This window comes from Sinorhizobium fredii NGR234 (genome assembly GCF_000018545.1).
Taxonomy (GTDB): domain Bacteria; phylum Pseudomonadota; class Alphaproteobacteria; order Rhizobiales; family Rhizobiaceae; genus Sinorhizobium; species Sinorhizobium fredii_A.
The window spans coordinates 2,796,134-2,822,656 of record NC_012587.1 but is presented as its reverse complement, the minus strand read 5'-3'; the positions used below and the strand labels follow the sequence as shown (position 1 = coordinate 2,822,656).

The window sequence follows — 26,523 nt, the reverse complement described above, 5'->3', positions numbered from 1 at the left end:
CGACAAATTTCCTCTGCCCCGGTATTGGCTGGACCGCATTCCTCCCGCGAAAGCCGAGCCGATGAACCTTGCCTTGAAGAGCCCCGAGCCGCGCGCCGGCATCCTGGATATCGCCGCCTATGTGCCGGGCAGGGAACATGCACCGGGCGTTGCGAAGGTGCACAAGCTGTCGTCGAACGAAACGCCGCTCGGCGCGAGCCCGCGCGCGATCGAGGCGTTCCAGCAGGCGGCGTTCAATCTCGAGCGCTATCCGGACGGGCAGGCGCACGATCTCAAGGACGCAATTGCAGCGGTTCACGGGCTCAATCCGGCCAATATCCTCTGCGGCAACGGCTCGGACGAGCTGCTCGGGCTCCTCTGCCACACCTATCTCGGCCCCGGCGACGAAGGGATCGTCACGGAGCACGGATTTCTCGTCTACAAGATCCAGATCACCGCCGCAGGCGGCACTGCGGTGACGGTCGGGGAGAGGGATGCGCGCGTCGACGTCGACGCAATCCTCGCTGCCGTTACCGAGCGGACGAAAATTGTCTTCATCGCCAATCCGGCCAACCCGACGGGCACCTATATCCCCGTCGACGAGGTGCGGCGCCTGCATGCCGGGTTGCCAGCCGGCGTTCTGCTCGTGCTGGATGCTGCCTACGCCGAATATGTCCGGCGCAACGATTACGAGGCGGGAATAGAGTTGGTTTCGTCCAACTTCAACGTCGTGATGACGCGCACCTTCTCGAAGGTCTACGGCCTCGCCGGCCTGCGGATCGGCTGGATGTATGCGCCGCGCCAGGTCGTCGAGGCCGTGGACCGCGTGCGCGGTCCCTTCAACCTCAATGCGCCGGCGATTGCGGCAGGTGCGGCGGCGATCCGGGACCAGGCCTTCCTCGCCGCGGCTGTCGATCACAACCTCGCCTGGCTTGCGAGAGTGAGTGAAGCGCTGACGGCGATTGGTCTACGCATCACGCCGTCGGTCACCAATTTCGTGCTGATCCACTTCCCGGAAGCGGGCGGCAGATCGGCCGAGGAGGCGGATACATTCCTGACGAGCCGCGGCTTCATCCTGCGTGCGGTCAGCGCTTACGGCTTCCCCAATGCGTTGCGGATGACGATCGGCCCTGAAGAGGCGAATGAGGGCGTGGTCGCGGCGCTAACCGAATTCATGGGACGGAAATGATGGCACAGCAGTTCGAAACCATCGCCCTCATCGGCATCGGCCTGATCGGCTCGTCGATCGCGCGGGATATTCTCGACAGGCAGCTGGCCGGAACGATCGTCGTCTCGACGCGCAGCGAAGCGACCCTGAAGCGTGCCGGTGAGCTCGGCCTCGGGCATCGCTACACGCTCTCGGCCGCCGAGGCGGTAAAGGATGCCGATCTCGTCGTCGTCTCCGTGCCGGTCGGTGCTTCGGAATCTGTGGCCGCCGAAATCGCCGCGCATCTGAAGCCCGGTGCGATCGTCACCGATGTCGGCTCGACGAAGGGCTCGGTGATCGCGCAGATGGCGCCGCATCTGCCGGACACGGTGCATTTCGTGCCGGGCCACCCGATCGCGGGCACCGAGCACTCCGGTCCGGATGCCGGCTTCGCCGGGCTTTTCCGCGGTCGCTGGTGCATTCTGACGCCGCCTCCGGGCACGGACGAGGAAGCCGTCGCCAAGCTCAGGCTGTTCTGGGAAGCGCTCGGCTCGATGGTCGACGAGATGGACCCGGAGCATCACGACATGGTGCTGGCGATCGTCTCGCATCTTCCGCACATCATTGCCTACAACATCGTCGGCACCGCGGACGACCTCGCAACCGTGACCGAGTCCGAAGTGATCAAGTATTCGGCTTCCGGTTTCCGCGATTTCACCCGTCTTGCCGCCTCGGACCCGACCATGTGGCGCGACGTCTGCCTGCACAACAAAGATGCGATCCTCGAAATGCTGGCGCGTTTCTCGGAGGATCTCGCCTCGCTGCAGCGCGCGATCCGCTGGGGCGACGGCGACAAGCTGTTCGATCTCTTCACCCGCACGCGGGCGATCCGCCGGTCGATCATCCAGGCCGGCCAGGATACGGCCATGCCGGACTTCGGCCGGCATGCCATGGATCAGAAATAAGTTCGATCGCTCGACTCAGAGAGCCGGCAGGACACCGATCGGAACGAAGGCCAGGAAGGCAGTGCCGTCGCGCACGTTGAGCTTGACGGTCGCCTCGTTCTTGCCGGCGGCGAGCGCCGTCAACATGTTGGCGATGTTGTTGATGAGGTCAGTCTCCTCGGGGACGGCTTTCACCATGTTCTCGCGCCATGCGTCGATGTTCACCAGGGTCAGGGAGAATTCGCCCGAAACGAGCCCTTGCTCGTTGACCGAAAAGGGCCCCGAGAGTTTGGCGTTCATGCCGTTCCCCGCATCCAGGATCAACTGACGCAATTCCCCTTTGGTGCCGCGCAGCATGTGTGGGGAAAGCGGACCGCCGCGCAGCCATTCGGCCTTGCCGGTGACCGTAAGGTCGGCGGCGATGTTGGCCGGCGGGGCGGGGCTCGGACCTTCCTCGGGGCGCAGATCGAGCTTGTCCACGCTGAGCGCCGCGTCGAGGTCGTCGCCATTCTGCCTCAGGTGGATTTCCCCGTGGCTCGCGCCGAATCCCACGCCTTTGCCCAGGAGCGGCGAACGGACGGTGCCGGTCAGATTGTCATAGGCAATGGAGGTGCGGTCGACACCGGAAAGCGTCGCGGCGAGACTGGCATGCAGGAGCGTCCAGTCGGCGGACACCGATACGCCCGGAGAGACCCGGATTTCCGCAGGCCCGTCGAGTTCCACGACGGCGCGCCCCGGCTGGTAGACCTGTGCGGCCGTCCTCAGGGCTCCGAAGGATGCGGACGCACCGTGGCGGGTGTCGTCGAGGCGTACCTTGTCGCAGAAAAGACCGATGCGGAACGGAAAGCCGCGAATTTCCGGGTCGGTGCATTCGCCGCCAAGGCCGCTCGCCTGCCTTTCCGCCAGATAGGCCGGCAGACGTTTCTCGATCTGGTCGGCGGCGGCGAACCAGGCGCCCGAATAGATGCCGGCGACGAGGATGATGCCTATTGCAAGCCAGAGAAACTTCCGGCTGGCGGTCCGTCCCTTTGCGACCTCGGTGACCGTCATGGTATCGCGTACTCCAACTTACCCGGCCGGTGTTATCGGCCTCTCTGCAAACTCGACTTCGACCGCGGCGAATCGCTTCCGCTTTTAAGCGGCGCGCAGCGGGTCTCAACACGTTGGAACGGCATTGAGGCGGAAAACCGCTTCACAGTCTCGCCTGTCCCGCTTTAGAAAGTTCCCGTCGGCCGCTGCCCAAACCCATTGGTGATTCGGCAAGTGCGGCAACATTCGGTTGAATGGCAGCGGATATGGACGAATTTTGGGTCTTTGGCTACGGGTCGCTGATGTGGAATCCGGGCTTTCGCTTCGAGGAGAAGCTGACGGCGCGGGCCTTCGGCTATCGCCGCTCCCTGTGCGTCCATTCGTGGGTGCACCGCGGCACCGAGCGGCATCCGGGACTGGTCCTTGGACTCGACTACGGCGGTTCCTGCATCGGCATGGCGTTTCGCGTTGCCGCCGCCGAAAGGGCGGAAGTGACGGACTACCTGCGCGAGCGCGAACTGGTCACGCATGTCTACAAGGAGCGGACCATGCCGGTGCAGCTCTCCGACGGTCGCCGGGTTCCGGCGCTGGCCTATGTAACCGACCGCAAGCACGTGCAATATGCCGGTGCGCTGACGGCCGCCGCGGCGGCGGCCACGGTCGCAACCGCCGTGGGCAAGTCGGGGAACAACAGGGAATATGTGCTCAATACGCTTGCGCATCTCAGGGAGATGGGCATCCGCGACCATTGGCTCGAGGAAGTCGCCGCCAATCTTATGGCCGGCGCAGCAGCTTCGGATCAGGCCTGACCGGCTCCAGAATCTTAGAGCTGGATGCGGGCGGAAAACCGCGCACGCTTTTCCTCATGCGGCTCCGAGTTCGCGCAGACGCTGTTTTGCCGTGGGTGGCAGGGGCAGATGCGGATTGGCCCTGACGGTCTCGACGAGGAGTTCGTCGCTCGCGGCCTCGGTCACCTCCACGAGCCTCGCCAAAAAGGCATCCGGATCCAGGCCGGCTTCGATGGGCGGCAGGACGCGGACCTTGAAATGGCCGGGGAAGCGCAGGAACTTGCGGCGTGGCCAGAACAGGCCCGGATGCATGGCGACCGGGACAACCGGTACCTGCAGGTCGCGGTAGAGCCGCGCAATGCCATACTTATACTCCGGCGGTGCGCCGGGCGGGCGCCGCGTGCCTTCCGGATAGATGATCAACTGGCGGCCGGTCGCCATTTCCCGCTTGGTGCGCTCCATGACCTCGGTCATCGCCTTGCCGCGCGCCGCGCGGTTTACCGGCACCATCCGCTGCTTGACGATGTACCAGCCGAAAAGCGGTATCCAGGTGAGCTCGCGCTTCAGGATGTAGAACGGGTCGTCGAGCCACGGCAGAAGCGCATAGGCGTCCCAGAAGGACTGATGCTTCGGCGCGAAGATGTAGGCGCCCTTGGGGACGTTATCGAGACCCTCGATCTCGAAGGTCGTTCCGACGATCTTCTCCATGAGCCAGTGGTTGCTGCGCACCCAGTTCTTCGGCACGAACCAGGCCGTCTTGCGCGGCACGAGAAAATAGATCGGGGTCAGCACGATCATCTGGACGATCAGATTGGTGTAGAAGACCAGGTTGAAGAGGATCGAACGCAGGATGATCATCAATAGGCTCTCGATGGGAAGGCGATGCCGACCGCGAGACGGCTGGCCGTTCGCTGCCTACACGAAACTCGCACCGAGGAAAACTGTTCTTGCAGAATCCGGCCCGCTACTCTTTCGCCTGGATCGGCGGGGCGGTGTCCGTTCTCGAACTGTCTGCCAAGTGCGCGTTCGCGAAATCGCGCAAGAACGCGATGGAATACTTGGCATATTCGAGCAGAATTGCCTTGATAAAGCGCGGATTGCGCAGCCAGTTCGATGTCTTCAGATCCGAATTGACGACCGGATAGGCGATGAATTCTGTGTCAGGCCGAACCCGGCGTAGTTCGAGAAGGCTGCGCGGCATATGGTAGTTGTTGGTGACGACGAGGACGCTCCTGTAGCCGTGATCGTGGATCCATTGACCGGCCTCGGTTGCGTTGCCGATCGTGTCGACCGCTTCATGGCCGATATCGACGCAGCATTTGAAGAGGTCGGCCGAGCTTTGCGTGTTGCGGCGTATCTGGCTGCCCGTCGTCGCCGGATTGACGCCCGAGATGAGAAGCCGGTTGCCGGCACCGGATTTCAGAAGCTCGACCGCCTGCTCTATCCGCTGGAAGCCGCCGGTCAGTACGACGATCGCATCCGCCTTGGGTGCGGCAGGCGGCTGCAGCGAGGCCACCGTGTCGGCGAAATACAGGAAGCCGGCGACGAAGACGGCGAGAAAGGCGAGCAGCACGAAAAAGCCGCGCCGCAGGATCTTGCGCAGCCGGCTACGCGACCGACGGCGGCGCGCGGCCCTGTCTCGCCATTTGCCCCTATCGGTCATTCCGCTCTCGCGAAGCTCCTCACCCATCATGATTCTCTCACATAGCCGCCGATTGCGGCAGGGGATAGATCGCTTGGGGGAAGATTCACGGCTTGATCCATGAACGGCCGCTAGCTCTGATAGGTATCCGTCCGGCCCGGGTCCGACCGGATCAGGTCGATCTCGTAAATCGTCCGCGTGACGGTCAGCCGCGCCGTCAGCGTCGTCAACAGGGCAATGACGATGATGATCGCGAAGATGCCCAGATAGCCGGTATAGCCAATGGCGAACGTGCCGAAGAGAGCGGTCGCCTGGTCTGTCTCGGGAGTTGCGAGCGTCCGCGATTGCCAGAAGCTGGCGATGGCAAAGGAGAATGCCGCGAGGAGACCGCCGGCGCCGGCGCCTTTGAGGCTGATTCTGAGGAAGTGCTTCTGGAACTCGGACGCCACGAAGCTCGCCTCCGCCCCGACGAAGTGCAGCACCTCGACGATGTGGCGATTGCCGGACAGCGCCCCGCGGGTGGCGAAAACGACGGTGAGTACCATGGCTGAAAAGACGAGCGCCAGCACGCCGGTACCGATCATCGTCGTGGTGTTCGCCATGGCGACAAGCCGGTCGACCCAGGTGCGGTGATCGTCGAGGAAGGCTTCCGGGATTGTCTCCGTCAGCGCCTTGCGCATGGCGGCAAAGTCCGGCGGATTGTTTTCGTCGATCGTTATGACGATGAGCCGCGGCACAGGCAGTTCGTCGAGGTCGAGGCCGCCGCCGAGCCAGGGTTCGAGCAGCCGGGCCGTTGCGGCGCGGTCGATGATGTTGCCGCCGGTGGTGCCGGAGAAGGTCAAGGCGAGATCGCGTGCGTCCGCGAGCGCTTTCTCCATGTCCAGGTTCTCGTCCGGCTTGATCTGGATGGTGATCTCGCGGGAGATCTGCGATTGCCAGCTTTGCGCCGTCGCCCGAACCATGCTGACGCCGCCGAGCGTCAGGCAGGCGAGGAAGGACATGATGGCAATGACGCACATCAGCGCATGGCCGGAGACATTGGCCGAGGGGACGATCGGCCCGGTCGGCCGCACCCGCATCTCGGCGCGGCGCTGCTGCGGCGGCGGATCCGGTTCGCGGTGGGGTCGCTGCTCATTCATAGATGTCAAGCCGCCCCTGTGAAAGGATCATGCGCCGGGCCTCGACCTGGTCCATCAGCGACAGGTCGTGCGTGGCGATCACCACGGCGGTACCGAGCTTGTTCAGTTCCAGGAAAAGGTTCAACAGCCGCCGCGCCATCGGCGGATCGACATTGCCGGTCGGTTCGTCGGCGAGAAGGATTTCCGGGCGGTCGATCAGTGCCCGGGCGATCGCAGCGCGCTGCTTTTCGCCGCCGGAAAGCACCGGTGGAAGCACGTTGATACGCTCGCCGAGACCAACCCACTTGAGAAGCTCGAGCACGTCCGAGCGGTAGCTCGTCTCCTCCTTGCCACGCACCCTGAGCGGCAGGGCGACATTCTCGTAAGTCGTCAGATGGTCGAGAAGGCGGAAGTCCTGGAAGACGATGCCGACGCGGCGGCGCAGCATCGGAAATTCCTCGCGCGGAATGGACGAGATGTTGCGGTCGAACATGCGAATGAGCCCGCGGGTCGGCTTCAGCGAAAGAAACAGCAGCCGCAGCAGCGTCGTCTTGCCGGCCCCCGACGGCCCGGTCAGGAACTGAAAGGACCGGCGCGGTATGTCGAACGTCAGGTCCCGAAGAATTTCCGGTCCCATGCCATAGCGCAATCCGACATTCTCAAAATGAATCAACGGGACAGCCCAATCTCTCGTCACGACGCTCAGCAACCGCCTCAACCGTCGTTCGCACATCCAGCGTCGTGCCGTCTCGCCAGACGCACGAAGCGCGCTGCATCGCTTTGAACTGCGGTGCCGATTGAAGGACCATGCAGTAGGACAGCGCGCCTGCCAAGGCAAAACCGAGTGCGGAACCATGGTTAAGCGACAGTTAATGTCCCAGGGAAAGGCGCCGCTTTCGCGGCTCTTTCCGAAACATTAACCATTTCGGTTTACGTTCCGTCAGGATTTGATGCAATGCCCTGTTTCTTGCAGGGGTATTGCCGCAGCGAGTTTGGCGCGCCCACTGCATGTTTCCTTAAATCGGAGCCGATTCAAGGATAAAACATGCAGCACCTGATGTGCTACAGCGACCTCTGTGCCTCTAGAGGTCGCCCGGCGCTGTCGAGGGCGCGGCACTCCGATGGGAGAGCCCCATGCAGGCATTTCGCACGAAGACAGCCGGGATCGACCTCATTCCGCCGGAGCGCGTGCCGCGCTCGGACGCCCCCGCTGCCAGGAACCTCGACTATGTCGACGTCGAATTCGAGACCGTGGCAGCTGATCCGCGGCGCAGCCCCTATCCGGTCTTCAACGACAACCAGCGCCCGGCGACGCGTTCCGCGCCGCGTCCGACGACCACCATCCGTCAAGGAGCCGTGGCCCGGTTGTTGGCGATCGCGGAGGCGAGGCTGCGCGCAATGCCGGCGCGCCGCTTCGCCGGCCTCGCCGCCGGCCTCGGCTTGACGGCTTTCCTGCTGATGGCAGGCCTCGGAGGTCATGGTGAGGCGGATGCCCGTCCGCTCGCCATCGAGGGGGTCACCGCCTCGCTCGACGATACCGGCGGCATGCGCGTGCTTTCCGTCTACGGGGCCATCGACAACCGATCGGACCTCGATCAGCGCCTGCCGCCGGTGATCGTCGAAGTCATGCACAACGGACGGGCCGTGACGTCGACGCGCCTGTTGCCCGAGGGCGCTGCCATTGCACCGGGCGAAAGCCGCCGCTTCGTCACTCGGCTCCCCTATGCGGGTGGAAAAATGCCCGACGTCACCGTCTCCTTCGCGGAAAACGGTGTTTCGCCTCGCTGATTGTGCTAATCGGCTCTTGAAGGGAGGGCAGGCGTTCTTCCGATTGCATGTGTCCTTAAATCGAATTCGATCTAAGGACAAAAACATGCAGCAATTCAAAATGCTGCAGCGACCTTTGGGCGTCTCGAAAGACGGGACGGCGCTGTAGGAAAATGGAGAACCGTCATGCCCGTCGTTCGCGGCAAGAATATCGAGGTCCTTTACAGCCCCGAGGCGATCGCCACCCGCAATCGGGAAATGGCGGACGAGATCATGCGCGGGCCGCACAAGGACCTCCTCGTCATCTCGATCCTCAAGGGCTCCTTCATTTTTGCGGCCGATCTGATCCGTGCCATGCACGGGGCCGGACTTGCGCCGGAGGTCGAGTTCATCACGCTTTCCAGCTACGGCACGGGAACCGAATCCAAAGGCGTGAAGATCACCAAGGATATCGACAGCGACGTGCATGATCGCGACGTGCTCTTGATCGACGATATTCTCGAATCCGGGAGGACACTGCGCTTTGCCAAGGAACTGCTCTACGAGCGCGGCGCACGCAATGTCACGATCGCGGTTCTGCTCGACAAGCGCGTCAAGCGCCGTGTCGATCTGGAGGCGGACTATGTCGGCTTCGAATGCCCCGACCACTTCGTGGTCGGCTACGGTATGGATGTCGCCTATGCCTTTCGAGAACTCCCGTTCGTCGGCGTCGTCACCGGTGACGCCGAGTAACCGTGCCGATCGGTTGCGGCGCCTTCGCTCCATGGGCGAAGAATTGTCGATTTTCTACCTGGCGACGCGACTGCATGTTTCCCTAAATCGTAGGTGTTTAAGGAGAAAAACATGCAGAAATTCAAAGTGCACAGCGCCCCTTGCACGTCTGACGAGGCGCGCGGCGCTGTAAAATACTGAAAATCGAAGCTATCGCGTTTACCGAAAGCAAACACAAAGCTGTTTGGTTGGAACCGTGTCACGGCCGCAGGCGGCGCGGGATACGGATGTTCAACGACGTAGAGCGTCTTCTTGCGAACGACGCCGACGCTCTGTGAGAGCGAACACGGGAGGCCATGATGGCGAGAATCCTGATTACCGAGGATGAGGACGCGTTGCGCTCATTTGTGGCGCGGGCGCTGCAGCTCGATGGACATGAGACGGTCGAGGCAGGGGATGGAGCCGACGGGCTCGCCCGGCTCAAGGACCAGCGCTTTGACCTGCTGCTATCGGATATCCGCATGCCGGTCATGGACGGCATCGAGCTTGTGCATCAGGCATCGGCCGCCTTTCCGCAGCTGAAGATCTTGCTGATGACCGGATATGCCGAGCAGCGCGAGCGCGCCGACGATATTTCCGGCAAGGTCGTGGATGTGATCTCCAAGCCGTTTTCCCTGCCGGATATCCGCAAGGCGGTGGCCCACGCCTTGGCTGCCTGACGGCTCCTGACGCTCCGGCAGAGCTTCAGATCAGTTCACCGTTTCGCCGAAACGGTGAACTGATCTGGCTCTTGGAAATGAGACAATTCCGGACGGAAAACCGTTCCGCGCGTTTCCTGGAAATCCACTATCGCATATCGAGCAGGCGCTCGAGATATTGCCGCTCGACCTCCGGCGACAGGTTGTCGCCGAGCTTGCGCCGGATCGCGTCGAGGATCTGCCGGGCGCGCTGGGTGTCGATCTCGTCCGGCACTTTCACCTGGTTGCCGAAGTCCGGTCCGGCGTTCTGCTGGCGCCGCCCCAGCGGGTCGCGGCCGTTCTGGCCGTATTGCGGCACGCCCTGACCGGGACCCGGTCCCTGACCCTGGGCCTGCATCTGGTTCATCATGTCCTGGGCGCCTTCGCGCAGGGCCTGCAACGCCCGGCCCTGGCTGCCGACGGCTCGTTCGCCCTGACCCTCGCCCAGTGCGCCGGCGGCGTCGCCCATTTCGCGCCCAGCCTGGCCGAAGCCCTTACCGGGCTTTATGCCCAGATCCTCCAGGCCCTTTTGCAGTTCACTCAGCTGCTTGCCGAGCGCCTCCTGCTGCTGCCTGAGCTGTTTCAAGGCCTCCTTCAATTGCTCGGCGGTCATCTCGTCGAGCGGATTGGGCTGTCCGTTCGGGTCGCCCTGCTGTCCGGGATCCTGGGGCATATCCTGGCCGAACAGCTCATTGTCCTCGCCCTGGAGCGGGTCGCCGCGCTGCATCCGGTCGCGCAGCGCCTGGTCCAGCTTGAATGTTTCGTCCATCAGCTGCTGTTGCTGCTGCATCAGCTGGCCGAGCTTGTCCATTTGCTGGCGCATCGCGCTGTTCTGCTCGCCGCCCTGCTGCATGCGGCCGGCCTGCAGATTGTTCATCATCCGCTGCAGTTCGGACAAGAGCTGGCGCGCCTGATCGCGCGCGCCGGAGCGCGCCAGGTTTTCGATCTGGTCCATCATCTTTTCCAGATCCTGCTGACGCAGCATATTGTTCATGTCCGGATTGGCGGCGATCGCCGGATTTTTGGCTGCCTGCTCGGCGAGCGCGCGCATATATTCCTGCATTGCCTGGCGCAGTTCCTGCATCAGCCTGGCGATCTCCTCATCCGAGGCATTGCGTTCGAGCGCATCGGACAGGGCCTGCTGGGCATCGCGCAGCCGGCGCTCGGCGAGCGACAGGTCGCCGTCCTCGATGCCGAGCGCGATCTCCCAGAGATGGTCGGCCGCGTCGCGCAGCATATCGTCGTTGCGGGCGAGCTTCATGCGCGTCCGGGCCGACTGGATCAACAGGAAATGCGTGAGGTTCGGGATCGTCGCCTCGGGGTAGAGCGTCAAGGCGTCGTTGAGGTCGATGGCGCGGGGCAACTGGTTGGCGTCGAGAGCGAAGACCTGGCGCTGTTCGGCGACCGCCGCGGCAAGCGGCTCGAAGAACCGCCGCGCCGGCAACACCATTTCCTCCGGGACGCTTCGACCCTCCTGGCCGGCGGCGTCGCGGGCGACGAGGGTGATCTCTACGCGCTTCCCGGCAAGCGGATGCTCGCTCAGGTTCCGGCTGGTCGTTCCCTTGGCTTCGCGCGGATTGCGGCGCGGCAGATCGAGGCGATATTCCGGCGGCGGATAGAGCGGCCTGGCGTCGGCAGCCGGTTCGTCCAGAGGCTTTATCTCCGCCCAGGCCTGGGAAATGCCGTAGTCGTCATGGGCGAGGAAGCTCATCTCAAGCGACGCGTTCGCCGTCGGACGGGGTGCGCCATCGAAGGCGATGTCCGGCACGCTGTCGGGAATGATCTTGAAGTTCCAGCGCTGTCCGGCGACCGAAAGCGTGCCGTCCCGGGTGATCTTGAAGAGATGATTCCGGGCGCCGTTCGGGGACGTTCCGACCGCTTGCGCTGCCTCGGCCTGCTGCGGCGACGGCTTGCCGGCCGCAGCCGGGATGATGGTCGGCTGCGGGTTGCCCGTGTCAGCGTAGCTGACCTGCGTCTCCTGGCCGGCGCCTGTTATGCGAACGGTGACGTCGCTGAACTGCGGTATGGTGATTGCGGCCTGCCGGTCGGAGGCTGTCATATCCTCCCGGCCGGTCAGGAAAATCGGTGCGCGGCCGGTATAGGCCGGCGGAGTCACCCAGGCGTCGATGCGGATGTCGGGAGCGGCGATCTGGCGCTCGGGCAGTCGAAACGCGTCGGACACCAGACCGGCGCGATTCGAATAGGAATAGGCGAAGGCGACGCAGGCAAGCAGTATCGGTACGGCCCTCAGCGCCAGAGGATCGTGTCGCGCCACGTCGGGCCGCGGTAGACCGGTGTCGAGACCGTGGACGAGACGCGCCATGCGCGTCTGGTGCTCACGCCAGAGCGCCGCGCCGACGGCCCCCTCGGTTGCCGGCGCGTCGTCCTGCACGCGGATCGCCTGGTGGGGCAGCTGGTTGCGGTCTTCGAGCATCCTGTCGGCTTCGGCGATCTCCGGCCAACGAACGCGGGTAAGAGGCAGGAGCGTCAGGAAAAGCCCGGCGACAAAGGCGAGCAGAACGACGACATGCAGCCAGAATGGTGCCGCACGGAAAAAGCCGAGCCAGCCGGCGGAGAGGAACAGGAGACCGAGCGAAGCGGGTGCGAGCGCACGGGGCAGGAGCTGCTCGGCCAGCAGGATCAGGCGTGCCAGGAACCGCTTCGTCGCCAGCATCCTGGCGAATGACCTCGGTCGTGGCGTTTCATCCTGCCGGAAAAGCGTCATCCGCCCATATTCCCTTTCCATTCCTTTGACCGCCAGTCCCCTCAGCCGTTTGGCGGTCAAAGGTCAGGATAACATCCTTTGTGGCGAAGGCGAGGGCGACACGCAAAACAAAACGTGATCGCCAGGAAGGGCGCCGTTTCGAGCGCAGCCGCGTCGAACTCAGTCAAGCCAGTCCGGCACCGAGTCGAGGTCGATCAGGGCATCGTAGTCCTTGCGCGGGCGGATCACGTGGAAACGATCGCCCTTGACAAGAACCTCGGGCACCAAAAGTCGGCTGTTATAGGTGCCGGCTTGGACCGCGCCGTAAGCGCCTGCCGAGCCGATCGCGAAAAGGTCGCCCGGCTTGGGCATTGCCATTTCCCGGTCGAGCGCCAGATAGTCGCCCGTCTCGCAGACAGGACCCACCACGTCGGCCTTGATGCGCGGCGCGTTGGCGGCGGAAATCTTCACCGGCCTGATCTCGTGATAGGCCTCGTAGAGGGTCGGCCGGATCAGGTCGTTCATCGCCCCGTCGACGATGACGAAGGTCTTTTCGCCGCCATCCTTCACATAGATCACTTCGGTGACGAGAATGCCGGCGTTGCCGACGATCAGACGCCCCGGTTCGGTGACGATCTTGCAGTCGAGGCCCTTGAGCTGGTTCTTGACGATATCGGCATAGGCATCGGGGAGCGGCGGCGGATTGTTGTCTTCCCGATAGGGAATGCCGAGGCCGCCGCCGATATCGACATGGTCGATGGCGTGGCCATCGGAGCGCAGCGTATCGACCAGTTCGCGCAACAGCTTGAAGGCGTCATCGAAGGGCTGCAGCTCGGTGATCTGGCTGCCGATATGCATGTCGATGCCGGTCACCTTGATACCCGGGAGCGTCGCCGCATGGGCATAGACGGCCCGCGCCCGCTCCCAGGAAATACCAAACTTGTTTTCCTTCTTGCCGGTCGAGATCTTCGCATGGGTGCGGGCGTCGACGTCCGGATTGATGCGGAAGGAAACATGCGCCTGCTTGCCGGCGCGCACGGCCCGCTGGTTGAGGATTTCCAGCTCCGGCTCGGACTCGACGTTGAAGCAATAGATGCCGGCTTCCAGCCCCAGATCCATTTCACGCGGGGTCTTGCCGACGCCGGAAAACATGATCCGCTCGGCAGGAATGCCGGCGGCAAGAGCGCGACGCAACTCACCTTCGGAGACCACGTCGATGCCGGCGCCGAGCCGGCCGAGGGTCTTCAGGACGGCCTGATTGGAATTGGCCTTCATCGCGTAACAGACCATCGCATCGACATCGGCGAAGGCTTGCGCGAAGACCCGATAGTGGCGCTCGAGCGTGGCAGTGGAATAGCAGTAGAACGGCGTGCCGACGGCGCGGGCGATATCCGTAACGGGCACGTCTTCGGCGTAGAGGATTCCGTCGCGATAGTCGAAATGGTTCACGGGGTGTCGCTCGCTCAGAGGAGGGGATCAAGCAGGAAGGGGCGGTCCTCGACCGTCTCCTTCGGTTCGGCGGTCCCGGCGGGCGCTTTCGTGTTGATCGAGGTCGTGGCGCCCGGCCGGTCGAGGTCGCCCTTGCGCCCGCAACCGGTGAGCACCAGGCCCGGAATCGCCAGCAGCAGCGCAAGCCGGGCCGCCTTCGTCAATGTCATCGTCATTTCCTCGCCGAAGTTGAAGCCGATTGTTCCTAGATAGAGCGATCTCTTATCGGTTTTTCAATGCCTTGTGCACCCTGTTTGTGTGAGCAGATCTATACGTTTTCACGCATATCGCTGCCCCTCACCCTAGCCCTCTCCCCGCAGGCGGGGAGAGGGGACTTGAGCCGGCGCGGCATCCCCCTTCTCCCCGCCTGCGGGGAGAAGGTCGCGGCAGCGGGATGAGGGGCGCGCCGGCGGAAGCGAAACCATCAATTGCGTGCCCGCCACCAGGCGATCTGCTTGCGCACTTCGGCTGGTGCCGTGCCGCCGAAACTGGTGCGGCTCGCGACCGACGCTTCGACGGTCAGCACGTCGAAGACCTTGTCGGTGATGGCGGGATTGATCGCCTGCAGGTCGGCAAGCGAGAGATCGGCCAGGTCGCAGCCCTTCTGTTCGGCGAGTGCCACGGCGCGACCGGTGACGTGATGGGCGTCGCGGAACGGGAGGCCCGCCTCGCGCACCAGCCAGTCGGCAAGGTCCGTGGCGGTCGAGTAGCCGGAGCCGGCGGCGGCCTTCATCCGGTCGGCGCGCACGGTCATATCGCGCACCATGCCGGTCATTGCCGCGATCGCCAATTCGAGGCTTTCGGCGGCGTCGAAGACCTGTTCCTTGTCTTCCTGCATGTCCTTGGAGTAGGCGAGCGGCAGGCCCTTCATGACCGTCAGAAGCGCAATCAGCGAGCCGTTGATACGGCCGGTCTTGGCGCGCACGAGCTCGGCCGCGTCGGGGTTCTTCTTCTGCGGCATGATCGAAGAACCGGTCGAGAAGGCATCCGACAGGCGGATGAAGCCGAATTGCGGCGTCGACCAGATGACGATCTCTTCGGCAAGCCGCGACAGGTGCGTGGCGGCGATCGACGCGATCGACAGGAATTCGAGCGCGAAGTCCCGGTCGGAGACCGTATCGATCGAGTTGCGGGTCGGCTCGCGGAAGCCGAGCGCCTTGGCGGTCATGTGCCGGTCGATCGGGAAGCCAGTGCCGGCAAGCGCTGCAGCGCCGATCGGGCTTTCGTCCATGTGCTCGATCGCGTGTCGGACGCGCGAGCGATCGCGGCCGAACATTTCGACATAGGCCATGCAATGATGGCCGAAGGTCACCGGCTGGGCCGTCTGCAGATGCGTGAAGCCCGGCATCACCGTACCGGCATGCTCCTCCGCCCGGTCGAGAAAGGCGCCGATCAGCCCCGTCAGCGCCTTTTCGGTCCTCTGCAGTTCTTCCTTCACCCAGAGACGGAAATCCAGTGCGACCTGGTCGTTGCGGGAGCGTGCCGTATGCAGGCGGCCGGCGGCGGGGCCGATCAGCGACGCCAGCCGCGCCTCGATGTTCATATGAATGTCTTCGAGGCGGCGCGAGAAGTCGAAGGCGCCGCTTTCGATCTCTGACAGGATCGTCTCGAGGCCGTGAACGATCTTGTCTTTGTCTTCGGCGGAAATGATGCCCTTATGTGCCAGCATGGTGGCATGCGCTATTGAGCCGCGGATATCCTGGGCATAGAGCTTCTTGTCGAAGCCGATCGAGGCATTTATCTCCTCCATGATCGCATCCGGACCCGAGGCGAAGCGTCCGCCCCACATCTGGTTGGAGGATTTCGTTTCGGAACTGCCGTCAGCCATCGGGATGCCCGCCTTTGGAGAATGAAATGCAAGACCAGAAGAAGCGTCCTCCGGCCGTGAAATTGTTCGCGCTCGCCGCCTTGTTTGGCGTGATCGCCGGTGCGGCTGCGGTATACGTGAAGGAGACCGGGTCTGGCAATGGCGGCGCGCCGCCGACGGCCGATACCAGCTGCCCGCTCGCCGGCGAAAAGCTTGCGACGTTGACGCCGCTGATGCGCGGCCAGGTGGCCGCCATGACGCCGGCCGCCAATCCGCGCCCGATCGGCGGTCTCGACTTCGTCGGGCCGGATGGAAAGCCGCGGACCCTTGCCTCCTTCGCCGGCAAGATGTTGCTCATCAATCTCTGGGCGACCTGGTGTCTGCCCTGCCGGGAAGAAATGCCGGCGCTCAACGCGCTGCAGACGGCCCTCGGCGGCGACCGCTTCGAGGTGGTCGCCATCAATATCGATACGAGCGGCGACGAAAAGCCGAAGGCGTTCCTGGACGAGATCGCGGTGCATGAACTCAGCTACTATCGCGACGCCTCGATGGGCGTCTTCAACACGATGAAGAAAGAGGGGCTTGCCTTCGGCCTGCCCGCCACCCTGCTCATCGATGAGAAGGGCTGCCTGATCGGCTCGATGAACGGGCCGGCCGCCTGGGACAGTGATGATGCGAAACGGCTCATAGAGGCGGCGCTCGCCCCACCTCCAGCCAGTTGAAGGGTCTCGCTGCTCGGCCGAGACCTCAGCGCGTCGGGACCGGAACGTCGCCGCGGTAATCGTAGAAGCCGCGGCCGGACTTGCGACCGAGCCAGCCGGCCTCGACATATTTCACCAGCAGCGGGCAGGGACGGTATTTGGAATCGGCCAGACCGTCATGCAGGACCTGCATGATCGACAGGCAGGTGTCGAGGCCGATGAAGTCGGCAAGCTGCAGCGGACCCATCGGATGGTTGGCCCCGAGCTTCATCGCCGTGTCGATGGCATCGACCGTGCCGACGCCCTCGTAGAGCGTATAGATCGCCTCGTTGATCATCGGCAGCAAGATGCGGTTGACGATGAAGGCGGGGAAGTCCTCGGCGACGGTCACGGTCTTGTCGAGATGGGCGACGAATTCCTTGGCCGTCCGGAAGGTCTCTTCGTCGGTGGCGATGCCGCGCACCAGTTCCACCAGCTTCATCACCGGAACCGGGTTCATGAAGTGGATGCCCATGAAGCGTTCGGGGCGGTCCGTTGCCGAGGCGAGCCGGGTGATCGACAGCGACGAGGTGTTGGTGGCGAGAAGCGCGTCCGGCTTCATGACCGGACAAACCTGGCCGTAGATCTTGCGCTTGACGGTTTCGTCTTCGGTGACCGCCTCGATGACGAGATCAGCCTGCGAAAGGTCGTTGATGTCCGTCGACCCCTTCATCAGCGCCAGCGCCTTTTTGCGGTCGTCGTCGCTCATCTTGCCGGAGGAAACCTGCCGGGCGAGGTTTCCATTGATGGTGGCGAGCCCTGCCTCGATGCGGTCTGCAGCAATATCGTAGAGCTGCACCTTGTAACCGGCCGCGGCTGAAACATGGGCGATGCCGCAGCCCATTTGCCCCGCGCCAATAATTCCGATCGTCTTGATCATCGAAGCGAACATCCACTTTGAGAAATCCCGGCAGCGGCGCTGCCGAGGATGTAAAAAAACCGGGCCGATGGGTCGGCCCGGTACGATTGTTAATGCCAAGCCGGCAGATTTTCCAGCCTTTTTCGTGCCGGGTGCCGCTCGCTCAGAGCGCCTTCTCCAGCTCCGGCAGGACGTCGAAGAGATCGGCGACGAGGCCGTAGTCGGCGACCTGGAAGATCGGCGCCTCCTCGTCCTTGTTGATGGCGACGATCACCTTGGAATCCTTCATGCCGGCGAGGTGCTGGATGGCACCGGAGATGCCGCAGGCGATGTAGAGATCCGGGGCGACCACCTTGCCGGTCTGGCCGACCTGCCAGTCGTTCGGCGCATAGCCGGCATCGACGGCGGCGCGCGACGCGCCGACGGCGGCGCCGAGCTTGTCGGCGACCGGCAGGATGACTTCCTTGAACTTCTCCGACGAGCCGAGCGCCCGGCCACCGGAGATGATGATCTTCGCCGAGGTCAATTCCGGACGGTCGGAGGACGACAGCGCATCGGAAACGTGGCTGGAGAGGCCCGGATTGGCGGCGGGCGAAACGGTCTCGATCGCTGCCGATCCGCCTTCGCCGGTAGCCGCAAACGAGGCGGTGCGGACGGTGATGACCTTCTTGGCTTCGCTGGTCTGCACCGTCTGGATGGCGTTGCCGGCATAGATCGGCCGCTTGAAGGTGTCCGAAGAAAGCACCTCGACGATCTCCGAGATCTGGGCGACGTCGAGAAGCGCGGCGACCCGCGGCAGGACGTTCTTGCCGACCGAGGTGGCGGCGGCAACCAGCGTGTCGTAGCTGCCTGCCAGCGAGACGATCAGCGCGGCGAGCGGCTCGGCGAGGTTGTTGGCAAGCGAGGCGTCCTCGGCGACCAGCACCTTGGAAACGCCGGCAAGCTTCGCCGCCTGCTCGGCAACCGCCTTGGCGCCGGAGCCGGCAACGAGGATGTGCACGTCGCCGCCGATTTTCTGGGCCGCCGTCAGCGCCTTGGCCGTCTGGTCGGAAAGGTGGGTGGTGTCGTGGTCAGCCAGCAGCAGAATGGCCATGATGAAAGTCTCCCTTTCCTAAACTTTAGAGAACACCGGCTTCGGACTTGAGCTTCTCGACGAGCTCGGCGACCGACTTGACCTTGATGCCGGCCTTGCGGCCGGACGGTTCCTCGGTCTTCAACACTTTCAGCCGCGGCGCCGTGTCGACCCCGAAGTCGGCCGGGCTCTTCTTGTCGAGCGGCTTCTTCTTCGCCTTCATGATGTTCGGCAGCGAGGCATAGCGCGGCTCGTTGAGCCTGAGGTCGGTGGTCACCACGGCCGGCAGCTTCAGTTCGACCGTCTGCAGGCCGCCGTCGACCTCGCGGGTGACATTGACCTTGCCGTCGCCGATCTCGACTTTCGAGGCGAAGGTGCCCTGCGCCCAGCCGAGCAGCGCCGACAGCATCTGGCCGGTCTGGTTGCTGTCGTCGTCGATCGCCTGCTTGCCGACGATGATCAGCCCCGGCTGTTCGGCCTCGGCCACACCCTTGACGATCTTGGCCACAGTGAGCGGCTCGACCTGCTCGTCGGTCTCGACGAGGATCGCCCGGTCGGCGCCCATGGCGAGCGCGGTCCTCAGCGTCTCCTCGGCCTTGGCCGGTCCGATCGACACGACCACCACTTCCGAGGCCTTGCCGGCTTCCTTCAGGCGCAGCGCCTCTTCGACCGAGATCTCGTCGAACGGGTTCATCGACATCTTGACGTTGGCAAGCTCGACGCCCGTGCCGTCCGCTTTCACCCGGATCTTGACGTTGAAGTCGACGACCCTTTTCACCGTCACTAGGATTTTCATGGATACTTTTCCTCCAGCAGCTTTCGCAGGAAAATGCGCCTTAACAGAGCGACCTGATTGTCGGTTGGCGACATCGATACGCGTTTTTTCTCCAATTACAATCGCTGAACACGAAGCTAAATCGATATAAGCCCAAGTTCGGCATTAACGTTTACGTACACGTAAGATAAACGCCTTGCAAGCGGGCAATCGGATCGTCGAGGGAAATCTACGTCGGCGCATGCGGAACGCGTAATCTGTTGAAATTGCAGCGCATACCGGCGGATCGAGATGATCCATATAGCCCTCAGGTGGGACGGCCCCAGGGGGTAGGCGGCTTTTGGCTGCCCGGCAGGGGCGCATCCGTGCCCTCTGGCGGCCCGGATTGATGTTCGACGGCGCGTGGGCTGACGATCGCGCGGTCGAAAAGCGGCACGCCGCGGCGTCGCAATAGGACAACGAGCACGAGGCCGGCGACGATGCCGCCGACATGGGCGCTCCAGGAGACGCTGCCGCCGGGGTCGACGGCGAACATGTAGAACTGCTGGCCGATCCAGAAGGCGAGCGGAATGGCAGCGGGCAGCGGCAAGGGAATGCGGAAAAGCACGAGAACCCACACTCGAACCTTGGGGTGCAGCAGGAAATAGGCGGCGACGACGCCGGAGACGGCACCGGAGGCGCCGATCAGCGGCGCCTCCGAAGCGACGTCGATCAGCCCATGCGCCAGCGCCCCGGCGGCGGCGCACAGCAGGTAGAACAGCAGAAACCGGAAATGCCCAAGCGCATCCTCGACATTGTCACCGAACACCCAGAGGAACAGCATGTTCATCGCCAGATGCGTGAAGTCGCCATGCAGGAAGGAATAGGTGACGAAGGTGAACTCGTCCGGAACGACCGCAAGGGAGGGATCGAGAATGGCGTAATCGAACACGACCGCCGGGATGTAGCCGAAACCGAGGACTGCAGCATTGGCGAATTCATCGGAGGCGATCGGTCCTGTGACGAGCCAGACGGCGAAATTGATGACGATCAGCGTCACCGTCACATATTGCATGTCGATATGCTTCAGGGCGTTCCTGTCGTGCAGCGGTATGAACATGCGATCCCCGAGGCGTGATTTTTTCGCGACTCTATCTGTTCTTGCCCGGAACCCAAAGGACATCGGCGCGCCCCCTGTCGTTTGCCCATCGGGCAGCGACGAACAGGAAATCGGAGAGCCGGTTGATATAGGCGACCGCCTCGCGGCTGACGGTCTCGCCTTCAGTTTCGGCAAGCGCCACCATCTGCCGTTCGGCGCGGCGGGCGACGGTGCGGGCGGCATGCAGCGCTGCGGAAGCGGCGCTGCCGGCGGGCAGCACAAAGGAACGCAGGGGTTCAAGATCCGCGTTCAACCGGTCGATCTCGGCCTCGAGGCGTGCCACCTGGGCCGCGACGATCCTCAACGGCTCGTATTCCTGCTTCTCGCCGGTCTCGGGTGTCGCGAGGTCGGCGCCGAGATCGAAAAGGTCGTTCTGGATCCGCATCAGCATCGGATCGAGATCCGGGCTGTCGCCGGTATGCTGGCGCGCCAGGCCGACGAAGGCGTTCGCTTCATCGACGCTTCCATAGGCATCGACGCGCAGGTCGCTCTTGGAGCGGCGCGGCCCGGTGACGAGGCCGGTGGTGCCGCTGTCGCCGGTCCGGGTATAGATCTTGTTGAGCTTGACCATCGTGAGTTCGCTTGGTCCTCAGCTCGGCCGGCCGCCGCCGGTGACCCACAGCGTCAGCATGATCAGCACGAGAGCCAGCGCCTGCAGCGCGATGCGCGTCTGCATCAGCTTGTTGGACGTATTGCCGCTGCCCTTGCGGGCCATGTTCAACAGGCCGCGGATGAGCACGATCGCAACCAGGCCCATGACGAACAACGTCACGGCGGTCAGGAAACTGGGCATGTCGTAACTCCTTACGTTTGATGTGCATGTCGTTGTCCCGAAACCGCTGCACACTTTCGGGCGACATGCAGGGCTCGATCATCCGAGTCGGCCGATGATACGATAGAACAGCGCCGCCGGCAGGAGTTTCTTGAGCAGCACACCCTGTTTGGCGGGCCTTGTCACGACATAATGCGGCCTTGGCCGGCGTGCCGTCAAAGCGTGTTTCAAAACGTGATAAACGGCCTCCGGTCCGAGCTTGCCGCGGGCCGGCTTGCTCTCGCCGCGCAGGCGCTTCAACTGTTTCTCGTACTCCGCCCGGTGGACGGAATTCTTGAGATCGATGAACCGCTCGACATAGGCGATGGCATTGGCGGTGAACTTCGACCTGATCGGCCCCGGCTCGATCAGGCTGACCTCGATGCCGCTGCCGGCGAGCTCCATCCGCAAGGTCAGCGACAGGGCCTCGAGGGCCGATTTCGAGGCGTTGTAGGCGCCGCGCCAGCGATAGGGGACGAGACCGAGGATCGACGAGCATTGCACGATGCGGCCCCGGCCCCGGGCCCGCATCGCCGGTATGACGCGGCGCGTCAGATCGTGCCAGCCGATCACATTGGTTTCCAGCTGCAGCCGCAGGGCCTCGGTCGGCAGGTCCTCGACCGCCCCGGCCTGGCCATAGGCGCCGTTGTTGAAGAGTGCGTCGATCCGCCCGCCGCTCAGCGCCATCACGGCTTCCACCAGCGCGGCGATCGTCTCCGGGCGGGTATAGTCCATGATGAAGGTTTCGATGCCTTCCTGTTCGAGATCCACCTGGTCTTCCGGCCGGCGGACGGTCGCGAAGACCCGCCAGCCGTCGCTCTTCAGGGCGCGCGCGCAATAGGCGCCGATGCCGGACGAACAGCCGGTGACAATGATGGTGGGGCGCTCGGACATCCGGTCGATTCCTGTAGAAATACGCGTCCCGTTTCCCATATTCACGGTTGGGATACAATTGAATTGCGCGCACTGCCTTTGGTCGTGGCGGCGCGCCGCCACAGGCATAGCGCGCGAGCGGTCACGCGGAATGCGCGGCACCACAGGAGACGGAATGCCGGCATCGCTTCGCATCATCTGGAAGGTCGTGTTCGATGCGCTCTGGCATTTCAGCGAGGACGACGGCTGGGCGATGGCGAGCCACGTGGCCCTGTCGTCGCTGATGGCGGTTTTCCCCTTCCTGATCTTCGGCACGGCACTCGGCAGCTTCCTCGGGGCCGACCAGTTCGCCGTGACGGCCGTCCACCTGATCTTCGACGCCTGGCCCGAATCGATTGCCAAGCCCGTCGCCGACGAGATCGTCGAGGTGCTGACCATCCAGCGCGGCGGCGTGCTGACCCTTTCCGTCGTTGCGGCCGCCTATTTCGCCTCGAACGGCGTCGAGGCGCTGAGGATCGCGCTGAACAGGGCCTATAGGGTGGCCGAAAGCCGCCCCTGGTACATAACCCGGCTCGCCAGCCTCGGCTTCGTGCTTGCTGGCGTCCTCATCCTTGCCGTCATCAGTATTCTTTTGGTCGCGGTGCCGCTCGCCGTCCGCAATGCCGACCAATGGCTGCCGTGGCTCGACGCCGTGCTCGCGACCGTCGACAATTGGGGGCTGGCATTGGCGCTCGTGATGCTGACCGGCGGGCTTCTGGTGTCGCATCTGTGGCTGCCGGACGGGCACCGCAAGATCGTCGACGTGCTGCCCGGCGTCCTGCTGACGCTTCTCCTGTGGTCGATCGGCGCCTATGCCTTCGCCTCCTATCTGGCGACCTTCTCCAATTACGTGGCAACCTATGCCGGCCTCGCCTCGATCGTCGTCGTGCTGGTCTTCCTCTACATGGTCGGGGCGATCTTCATCATCGGCGCGGAGATCAATGCCGCCATCCTGAAATTCAAGGTGAAGCGCATGGTGGCACGCAGTTTCCAGGGGCGAGGCGAGGGACCGCCTTCTCCATAGGGAAGACTTATGTCGTGCCAAGCACCAAGGCGCGCAGGTCCGACGGCGAGCGGCCGGCGGCGCGGAAAGCGGCAATACCGGTGTCGCCGTTGCTCTTCGACAGTTTCCTGCCGTCCGCACCAAGGACGAGGCGGTGATGATGGTAGACCGGCTCGGGTAGGTCGAGGAGCTGCTGCAGCAGGCGGTGGATGGATGTCGCGTGGTAGAGGTCGCGGCCGCGCACCACATGCGTGATACCCTGCAGGGCGTCATCGACCACCACCGAAAGGTGATAGCTCGAGGGCGCATCGGATCGCGACAGGATGACGTCACCCCAGGCGGCCGGATCCGCCGCGATCAGGCCGGTTTCGCCGGCTGGGTCAGCCCCGGCCTCGCACCAGGCGAGCGGCGCGGCAAGGTGGCCCACCGCCTTCGCCACGTCGAGCCGCCAGGCGTGCGGACGGCCGCCGGCGACAAGCGCCGCCTGCTCGCTCGCCGACAGGTCACGCTCGCGGCCCGGATAGCGCGGCGTTCCGTCCGGGTCGCGCGGCCATGCCTGCCCGCGTGCCTCCGCGGCGGCCACCGCCGCCTTGATCTCGCCGCGGCTCATGACGGAAGGATAGACAAGCCCCATCTCTCTCAACCGCTCGAGCGCTGCAGCATAGAGACCGAGATGATCGGATTGGCGCCGCACCGGCTGTTCCCAGCTCAGTCCCAGCCAGGCGAGGTCCTCGAAGATCGCCGCTTCGAATTCCGGACGGCAACGCGCCCGGTCGATATCCTCGATCCGGAGCAGGAACCGTCCGCCCATGGCGGCCGCCATATCGTGGTTGATGATGGCGGACAGGGCATGGCCGAGATGAAGCAAGCCGTTTGGACTTGGGGCAAAGCGGAAAACGGGTTGCGTTGGCGAAGGAACGGGCATCGTGCTGCTTTGCCATGGAAGCGGCATGAAGGTCATCCGCTTTCTACAGCGCCGGGTGTCAGTTCAGACGCGTAAGGGACGCTGTGTACTTTGGTACGCTGCACTTCTTATCCTTGAATCGGCTGCTATTTAAGGACACAGGCAGCGGGAGGGCGCATGCGGATCATTCGGACAAGCGACGACATTGACGCCGGCCTCGCCGGTCTGGTGATGCTCGACGCGCGCCTCGAACACGTCATCGACAGGGCCGGGCCGGTGCCGCTCAGGCGCACCGATCCGGGCTATCGCGGCCTTGCCAATATCATCGTTTCGCAAATGGTCTCCAAGGCGAGTGCGGCGGCGATCTGGAAGCGCATGGAGGGATCGCTCGGCGAGATCAGCGCCGCCGCCGTGCTCGCTCTCGACGACGATAACTGCCGGCAATTCGGCCTTTCCCGTGCCAAGGCCGACACCTTGCGGCGCGTCGCGGCGGCGGCGGTGGCGGGCGAAATCGATCTCGACGGCATCTGCAACATCGAGGCGCCGGCGGCGATCCACGAGTTGACCGCCATCAAGGGCGTCGGGCGCTGGACGGCGGAGGTGTACCTGCTCTTCTGCGCCGGCCATCCGGACGTCTTTCCATCAGGCGACGTGGCGCTGCAGAATGCGGTCGGTCATGCCTTCGGTTTCGAACTGCGTCCGAGCGCGATCGAGGTCGATTCGCTTGCTGCCTCGTGGTCGCCCTGGCGGAGCGTCGCGGCGCGGCTCTTCTGGGCCTATTATGCACGTGAGATGCGGCGTGATGCGCTTCCCGTGACGCCTTGAAGAAAAAAGCGAATCCTTTGTTTGGTTTTTCTTTCTGGCTTCACAATCCTGTCGCAACGCGCCTAATATAGAAGATGCAGATGCCGAATCGCTCAGGAGAATACGCTTGACGATTGCAGTCTCACCTCAGGCCCTGCCGGCGCTTGTGCTGAACGCCGACTATCGGCCGCTGAGTTATTATCCCTTGTCGCTCTGGTCCTGGCAGGACGCGATCAAGGCGGTCTTTCTTGACCGTGTGACAATCCTTGCCGAATACGAACACTCGGTCTCCTCGCCAAGCTTCTCGATGCGCCTGCCGAGCGTCGTCTGCCTGAAAAGCTATGTCCAGCCGTCGCGCTTTCCGGCCTTCACCCGGTTCAACGTGTTCCTGCGCGACAAGTTCGAATGCCAGTATTGCCGATCGCCCGACGATCTGACCTTCGACCACGTCATCCCGCGCGCCCATGGCGGCCAGACGACCTGGGAAAACGTCGTGGCGGCCTGCTCGCCCTGCAACCTGCGCAAGGGCAGCAAGCTGCCGAAGCAGGCCCATATGTTCCCGCACCAGAGGCCCTATCAGCCGACCGTGCAGGACCTGCACAACAATGGTCGGCTCTTCCCGCCGAACCATCTGCACGAAAGCTGGATGGACTATCTCTACTGGGATGTCGAACTGCAGCCGTAAGGCGGCAGCGCCCTGTTTCACGAGAATGCGAATATACCTCCCCGGCCCCTGTGCTCGGCCAGGCGAGGTGTGCTGGTCTGAGCGGTTTCGAACTTACGCCTTGGCGGCACCGCGCAGCGCGATCGCCGCGAGGATCAGGCTGGCGATGACGTTCCAGCCGGCGAAGGACAGGCCGAGGATGCGCAGCGCCGCATCCGTGCAGGACGGGGCATGCTTGGCGTCAAGGTCGCCAAGCAGGTCGCCGACATTGGAGGAAATGCCCTCAGCGGTCGTCGCGCAGGTCGACGGGCCTGCCCAGAAATGCCATTCCGCCCCGGCGTGATAGACGCCGATCCCGGCGCCGACGAGCATCAGGACGCCGACGATCCCGAGCAGCGCACGGGTCGTCCAGGCCGGCAGCTTCAGCACGCTTGTGGCGATCGCGAGGATGCCAAGCGGAATGCCGTAGTAGTAGGGATCGCGCTGCAAGAGGCAGAGCGCACAGGGGATGTAGCCGCCGATATGCTCGAAACCGAGGGCGCCTCCGACGGTCGCCGCCATGCCGAGCGTGACGAGCAGGGCGAAAAGCAATTGCTGGCGTTGCGCCACGGAAGCCTCGATCATCAATACCTCATAGCGGGCGGCGTGGACGCTGTGGCGCAGCCCGTTCACTCGATGCCGTCTTCTTATGTAGGATCGATCCCGCTGTAAATCGCCGTCAGATGCGACGGGCCGCACGCTTTTGTGATCGGCGAGGCCGAAATCACAAAATTGCCGGTTGACCGGCCCGAAAACGATCGTGTAAATCGCAAGCCGCTGAAATCACCCAGCCTTGCCCCATTGGCGGAATTGGTAGACGCGCTCGACTCAAAATCGAGTTCCCAAAAGGAGTGCTGGTTCGACCCCGGCATGGGGCACCAACATCCAATCTCTCCGACTTACGTACGAATTTGTGGGTCCTGTTCGTGACCGTTTTCGAC

The 26,523-nt window shown here is 63.7% G+C and carries 28 protein-coding genes and 1 tRNA gene; 11 read left to right on the top strand and 18 right to left on the bottom strand.

Annotated features, from left to right (window positions below; all coding sequences use genetic code 11):
* Positions 1-61 precede the first annotated feature (61 nt).
* Both hisC and NGR_RS24685 read left to right on the top strand, forming a co-directional pair.
* The gene (gene hisC / locus NGR_RS24690) at positions 62-1,168 is read left to right on the top strand and encodes a histidinol-phosphate transaminase (protein WP_012709214.1); all 1,107 of its coding nucleotides are present in this window, start codon (positions 62-64) and stop codon (positions 1,166-1,168) included.
* Positions 1,165-2,091: a prephenate/arogenate dehydrogenase family protein gene (locus tag NGR_RS24685; protein ID WP_012709213.1), complete on the top strand. Its 927-nt coding sequence runs from the start codon at positions 1,165-1,167 to the stop codon at positions 2,089-2,091. The genes hisC and NGR_RS24685 overlap by 4 nt, the downstream gene beginning before the upstream one ends.
* A gap of 15 nt (positions 2,092-2,106) precedes the next feature.
* Here the strand turns inward: NGR_RS24685 and NGR_RS24680 are convergent, their stop codons facing one another.
* Complete coding sequence (locus NGR_RS24680; RefSeq protein ID WP_012709212.1) at positions 2,107-3,120, bottom strand: DUF2125 domain-containing protein; 1,014 nt, start codon at positions 3,118-3,120, stop codon at positions 2,107-2,109.
* A 233-nt stretch (positions 3,121-3,353) separates the two neighbouring features.
* Here NGR_RS24680 and NGR_RS24675 point away from each other — a divergent pair, with 233 nt between their 5' ends.
* Entirely contained in the window at positions 3,354-3,908 is a 555-nt protein-coding gene (locus tag NGR_RS24675) for a gamma-glutamylcyclotransferase (protein WP_012709211.1), read from the top strand.
* Between the two features lie 54 nt (positions 3,909-3,962).
* On the opposite strand, the gene NGR_RS24670 is transcribed toward NGR_RS24675, so the two are convergent.
* The 4 genes from NGR_RS24670 to ftsE all read right to left on the bottom strand — a co-directional run bounded on the left by NGR_RS24670 (position 3,963) and on the right by ftsE (position 7,284).
* Positions 3,963-4,745, bottom strand: coding sequence for a lysophospholipid acyltransferase family protein (locus NGR_RS24670; RefSeq protein WP_012709210.1), 783 nt, complete (start codon positions 4,743-4,745; stop codon positions 3,963-3,965).
* A 106-nt stretch (positions 4,746-4,851) separates the two neighbouring features.
* Positions 4,852-5,550: a YdcF family protein gene (locus tag NGR_RS24665; RefSeq protein ID WP_240545171.1), complete on the bottom strand. Its 699-nt coding sequence runs from the start codon at positions 5,548-5,550 to the stop codon at positions 4,852-4,854.
* Between the two features lie 110 nt (positions 5,551-5,660).
* Positions 5,661-6,668, bottom strand: a complete 1,008-nt coding sequence (locus tag NGR_RS24660) for a cell division protein FtsX (RefSeq protein ID WP_164924473.1) — start codon at positions 6,666-6,668, stop codon at positions 5,661-5,663.
* On the bottom strand, positions 6,661-7,284 hold the full coding sequence (gene ftsE, locus NGR_RS24655; RefSeq protein WP_240545215.1) for a cell division ATP-binding protein FtsE: 624 nt from the start codon (positions 7,282-7,284) through the stop codon (positions 6,661-6,663). Before ftsE ends, NGR_RS24660 begins: the two co-directional genes overlap by 8 nt.
* 497 nt (positions 7,285-7,781) lie before the next feature.
* Here ftsE and NGR_RS24650 point away from each other — a divergent pair, with 497 nt between their 5' ends.
* From NGR_RS24650 to NGR_RS24640, 3 genes are all read left to right on the top strand, one after another.
* Positions 7,782-8,435 carry a hypothetical protein gene (locus tag NGR_RS24650; RefSeq protein ID WP_012709206.1) on the top strand — a complete coding sequence of 218 codons (654 nt, stop codon included), beginning with the start codon at positions 7,782-7,784 and terminating at the stop codon, positions 8,433-8,435.
* Between the two features lie 165 nt (positions 8,436-8,600).
* Complete coding sequence (hpt, locus tag NGR_RS24645) at positions 8,601-9,146, top strand: hypoxanthine phosphoribosyltransferase (protein WP_012709205.1); 546 nt, start codon at positions 8,601-8,603, stop codon at positions 9,144-9,146.
* Positions 9,147-9,484: 338 nt separating this feature from the next.
* Complete coding sequence (locus tag NGR_RS24640) at positions 9,485-9,844, top strand: response regulator (protein ID WP_012709204.1); 360 nt, start codon at positions 9,485-9,487, stop codon at positions 9,842-9,844.
* Between the two features lie 127 nt (positions 9,845-9,971).
* On the opposite strand, the gene NGR_RS24635 is transcribed toward NGR_RS24640, so the two are convergent.
* The 4 genes from NGR_RS24635 to argH all read right to left on the bottom strand — a co-directional run bounded on the left by NGR_RS24635 (position 9,972) and on the right by argH (position 15,882).
* Positions 9,972-12,587 carry a TIGR02302 family protein gene (locus tag NGR_RS24635; protein WP_012709203.1) on the bottom strand — a complete coding sequence of 872 codons (2,616 nt, stop codon included), beginning with the start codon at positions 12,585-12,587 and terminating at the stop codon, positions 9,972-9,974.
* 159 nt (positions 12,588-12,746) lie between these two features.
* A complete protein-coding gene (gene lysA / locus NGR_RS24630) occupies positions 12,747-14,015 on the bottom strand; it encodes a diaminopimelate decarboxylase (RefSeq protein ID WP_012709202.1) in 1,269 nt (422 codons plus the stop codon).
* A 14-nt stretch (positions 14,016-14,029) separates the two neighbouring features.
* A complete protein-coding gene (lptM, locus tag NGR_RS24625; RefSeq protein WP_012709201.1) occupies positions 14,030-14,224 on the bottom strand; it encodes an LPS translocon maturation chaperone LptM in 195 nt (64 codons plus the stop codon).
* 254 nt (positions 14,225-14,478) lie between these two features.
* Positions 14,479-15,882, bottom strand: a complete 1,404-nt coding sequence (argH, locus tag NGR_RS24620) for an argininosuccinate lyase (RefSeq protein WP_012709200.1) — start codon at positions 15,880-15,882, stop codon at positions 14,479-14,481.
* 26 nt (positions 15,883-15,908) lie between these two features.
* Here argH and tlpA point away from each other — a divergent pair, with 26 nt between their 5' ends.
* Positions 15,909-16,583 carry a thiol:disulfide interchange protein TlpA gene (gene tlpA, locus NGR_RS24615; protein WP_012709199.1) on the top strand — a complete coding sequence of 225 codons (675 nt, stop codon included), beginning with the start codon at positions 15,909-15,911 and terminating at the stop codon, positions 16,581-16,583.
* A gap of 25 nt (positions 16,584-16,608) precedes the next feature.
* Here the strand turns inward: tlpA and NGR_RS24610 are convergent, their stop codons facing one another.
* The 7 genes from NGR_RS24610 to NGR_RS24580 form a co-directional block, all read right to left on the bottom strand.
* Positions 16,609-17,481 carry a 3-hydroxybutyryl-CoA dehydrogenase gene (locus NGR_RS24610; protein ID WP_037394722.1) on the bottom strand — a complete coding sequence of 291 codons (873 nt, stop codon included), beginning with the start codon at positions 17,479-17,481 and terminating at the stop codon, positions 16,609-16,611.
* A gap of 142 nt (positions 17,482-17,623) precedes the next feature.
* Positions 17,624-18,553, bottom strand: a complete 930-nt coding sequence (locus NGR_RS24605) for an electron transfer flavoprotein subunit alpha/FixB family protein (protein WP_012709197.1) — start codon at positions 18,551-18,553, stop codon at positions 17,624-17,626.
* 25 nt (positions 18,554-18,578) lie between these two features.
* Positions 18,579-19,328 (bottom strand): electron transfer flavoprotein subunit beta/FixA family protein, encoded by a 750-nt coding sequence (locus NGR_RS24600; RefSeq protein WP_012709196.1) that lies wholly within the window; start codon positions 19,326-19,328, stop codon positions 18,579-18,581.
* Positions 19,329-19,614: 286 nt separating this feature from the next.
* Positions 19,615-20,406: a rhomboid family intramembrane serine protease gene (locus NGR_RS24595; RefSeq protein ID WP_164924471.1), complete on the bottom strand. Its 792-nt coding sequence runs from the start codon at positions 20,404-20,406 to the stop codon at positions 19,615-19,617.
* Between the two features lie 31 nt (positions 20,407-20,437).
* Positions 20,438-21,016: a cob(I)yrinic acid a,c-diamide adenosyltransferase gene (locus tag NGR_RS24590; protein WP_012709194.1), complete on the bottom strand. Its 579-nt coding sequence runs from the start codon at positions 21,014-21,016 to the stop codon at positions 20,438-20,440.
* Between the two features lie 18 nt (positions 21,017-21,034).
* Entirely contained in the window at positions 21,035-21,238 is a 204-nt protein-coding gene (locus NGR_RS24585; RefSeq protein WP_012709193.1) for a twin transmembrane helix small protein, read from the bottom strand.
* A gap of 78 nt (positions 21,239-21,316) precedes the next feature.
* Positions 21,317-22,150, bottom strand: a complete 834-nt coding sequence (locus NGR_RS24580; RefSeq protein ID WP_012709192.1) for an SDR family oxidoreductase — start codon at positions 22,148-22,150, stop codon at positions 21,317-21,319.
* A gap of 154 nt (positions 22,151-22,304) precedes the next feature.
* Between NGR_RS24580 and NGR_RS24575 the strand changes: the two genes are divergently transcribed.
* Positions 22,305-23,192, top strand: a complete 888-nt coding sequence (locus tag NGR_RS24575; protein WP_012709191.1) for a YihY/virulence factor BrkB family protein — start codon at positions 22,305-22,307, stop codon at positions 23,190-23,192.
* A gap of 7 nt (positions 23,193-23,199) precedes the next feature.
* Here the strand turns inward: NGR_RS24575 and gluQRS are convergent, their stop codons facing one another.
* Entirely contained in the window at positions 23,200-24,096 is an 897-nt protein-coding gene (gene gluQRS / locus NGR_RS24570; RefSeq protein ID WP_164924673.1) for a tRNA glutamyl-Q(34) synthetase GluQRS, read from the bottom strand.
* A 156-nt stretch (positions 24,097-24,252) separates the two neighbouring features.
* On the opposite strand from gluQRS, the gene NGR_RS24565 reads away from it, so the two are divergent.
* Both NGR_RS24565 and NGR_RS24560 read left to right on the top strand, forming a co-directional pair.
* Positions 24,253-24,900, top strand: a complete 648-nt coding sequence (locus NGR_RS24565) for a DNA-3-methyladenine glycosylase family protein (RefSeq protein ID WP_012709189.1) — start codon at positions 24,253-24,255, stop codon at positions 24,898-24,900.
* Between the two features lie 106 nt (positions 24,901-25,006).
* Positions 25,007-25,564, top strand: a complete 558-nt coding sequence (locus NGR_RS24560; RefSeq protein WP_012709188.1) for an HNH endonuclease — start codon at positions 25,007-25,009, stop codon at positions 25,562-25,564.
* A 93-nt stretch (positions 25,565-25,657) separates the two neighbouring features.
* Here NGR_RS24560 and NGR_RS24555 read toward each other — a convergent pair whose 3' ends face one another.
* Positions 25,658-26,167 (bottom strand): disulfide bond formation protein B, encoded by a 510-nt coding sequence (locus tag NGR_RS24555; protein WP_164924672.1) that lies wholly within the window; start codon positions 26,165-26,167, stop codon positions 25,658-25,660.
* A 210-nt stretch (positions 26,168-26,377) separates the two neighbouring features.
* Between NGR_RS24555 and NGR_RS24550 the strand changes: the two genes are divergently transcribed.
* Positions 26,378-26,463: transfer RNA gene (locus tag NGR_RS24550), tRNA-Leu, on the top strand.
* Positions 26,464-26,523: the final 60 nt, after the last annotated feature.

Bases quoted from the DNA above. Each gene is read 5' to 3' on its own strand.
- hisC (WP_012709214.1), top strand. From the start codon at position 62: ATGAACCTTGCCTTGAAGAGCCCCGAGCCGCGCGCCGGCATCCTGGAT.
- NGR_RS24685 (WP_012709213.1), top strand. From the start codon at position 1,165: ATGATGGCACAGCAGTTCGAAACCATCGCCCTCATCGGCATCGGCCTG.
- NGR_RS24680 (WP_012709212.1), bottom strand. From the start codon at position 3,120: ATGACGGTCACCGAGGTCGCAAAGGGACGGACCGCCAGCCGGAAGTTT.
- NGR_RS24675 (WP_012709211.1), top strand. From the start codon at position 3,354: ATGGCAGCGGATATGGACGAATTTTGGGTCTTTGGCTACGGGTCGCTG.
- NGR_RS24670 (WP_012709210.1), bottom strand. From the start codon at position 4,745: ATGATCATCCTGCGTTCGATCCTCTTCAACCTGGTCTTCTACACCAAT.
- NGR_RS24665 (WP_240545171.1), bottom strand. From the start codon at position 5,550: ATGACCGATAGGGGCAAATGGCGAGACAGGGCCGCGCGCCGCCGTCGG.
- NGR_RS24660 (WP_164924473.1), bottom strand. From the start codon at position 6,668: ATGAATGAGCAGCGACCCCACCGCGAACCGGATCCGCCGCCGCAGCAG.
- ftsE (WP_240545215.1), bottom strand. From the start codon at position 7,284: ATGGGACCGGAAATTCTTCGGGACCTGACGTTCGACATACCGCGCCGG.
- NGR_RS24650 (WP_012709206.1), top strand. From the start codon at position 7,782: ATGCAGGCATTTCGCACGAAGACAGCCGGGATCGACCTCATTCCGCCG.
- hpt (WP_012709205.1), top strand. From the start codon at position 8,601: ATGCCCGTCGTTCGCGGCAAGAATATCGAGGTCCTTTACAGCCCCGAG.
- NGR_RS24640 (WP_012709204.1), top strand. From the start codon at position 9,485: ATGGCGAGAATCCTGATTACCGAGGATGAGGACGCGTTGCGCTCATTT.
- NGR_RS24635 (WP_012709203.1), bottom strand. From the start codon at position 12,587: ATGACGCTTTTCCGGCAGGATGAAACGCCACGACCGAGGTCATTCGCC.
- lptM (WP_012709201.1), bottom strand. From the start codon at position 14,224: ATGACATTGACGAAGGCGGCCCGGCTTGCGCTGCTGCTGGCGATTCCG.
- argH (WP_012709200.1), bottom strand. From the start codon at position 15,882: ATGGCTGACGGCAGTTCCGAAACGAAATCCTCCAACCAGATGTGGGGC.
- tlpA (WP_012709199.1), top strand. From the start codon at position 15,909: ATGCAAGACCAGAAGAAGCGTCCTCCGGCCGTGAAATTGTTCGCGCTC.
- NGR_RS24610 (WP_037394722.1), bottom strand. From the start codon at position 17,481: ATGATCAAGACGATCGGAATTATTGGCGCGGGGCAAATGGGCTGCGGC.
- NGR_RS24605 (WP_012709197.1), bottom strand. From the start codon at position 18,553: ATGGCCATTCTGCTGCTGGCTGACCACGACACCACCCACCTTTCCGAC.
- NGR_RS24600 (WP_012709196.1), bottom strand. From the start codon at position 19,328: ATGAAAATCCTAGTGACGGTGAAAAGGGTCGTCGACTTCAACGTCAAG.
- NGR_RS24595 (WP_164924471.1), bottom strand. From the start codon at position 20,406: ATGTTCATACCGCTGCACGACAGGAACGCCCTGAAGCATATCGACATG.
- NGR_RS24590 (WP_012709194.1), bottom strand. From the start codon at position 21,016: ATGGTCAAGCTCAACAAGATCTATACCCGGACCGGCGACAGCGGCACC.
- NGR_RS24585 (WP_012709193.1), bottom strand. From the start codon at position 21,238: ATGCCCAGTTTCCTGACCGCCGTGACGTTGTTCGTCATGGGCCTGGTT.
- NGR_RS24580 (WP_012709192.1), bottom strand. From the start codon at position 22,150: ATGTCCGAGCGCCCCACCATCATTGTCACCGGCTGTTCGTCCGGCATC.
- NGR_RS24575 (WP_012709191.1), top strand. From the start codon at position 22,305: ATGCCGGCATCGCTTCGCATCATCTGGAAGGTCGTGTTCGATGCGCTC.
- gluQRS (WP_164924673.1), bottom strand. From the start codon at position 24,096: ATGCCCGTTCCTTCGCCAACGCAACCCGTTTTCCGCTTTGCCCCAAGT.
- NGR_RS24565 (WP_012709189.1), top strand. From the start codon at position 24,253: ATGCGGATCATTCGGACAAGCGACGACATTGACGCCGGCCTCGCCGGT.
- NGR_RS24555 (WP_164924672.1), bottom strand. From the start codon at position 26,167: ATGATCGAGGCTTCCGTGGCGCAACGCCAGCAATTGCTTTTCGCCCTG.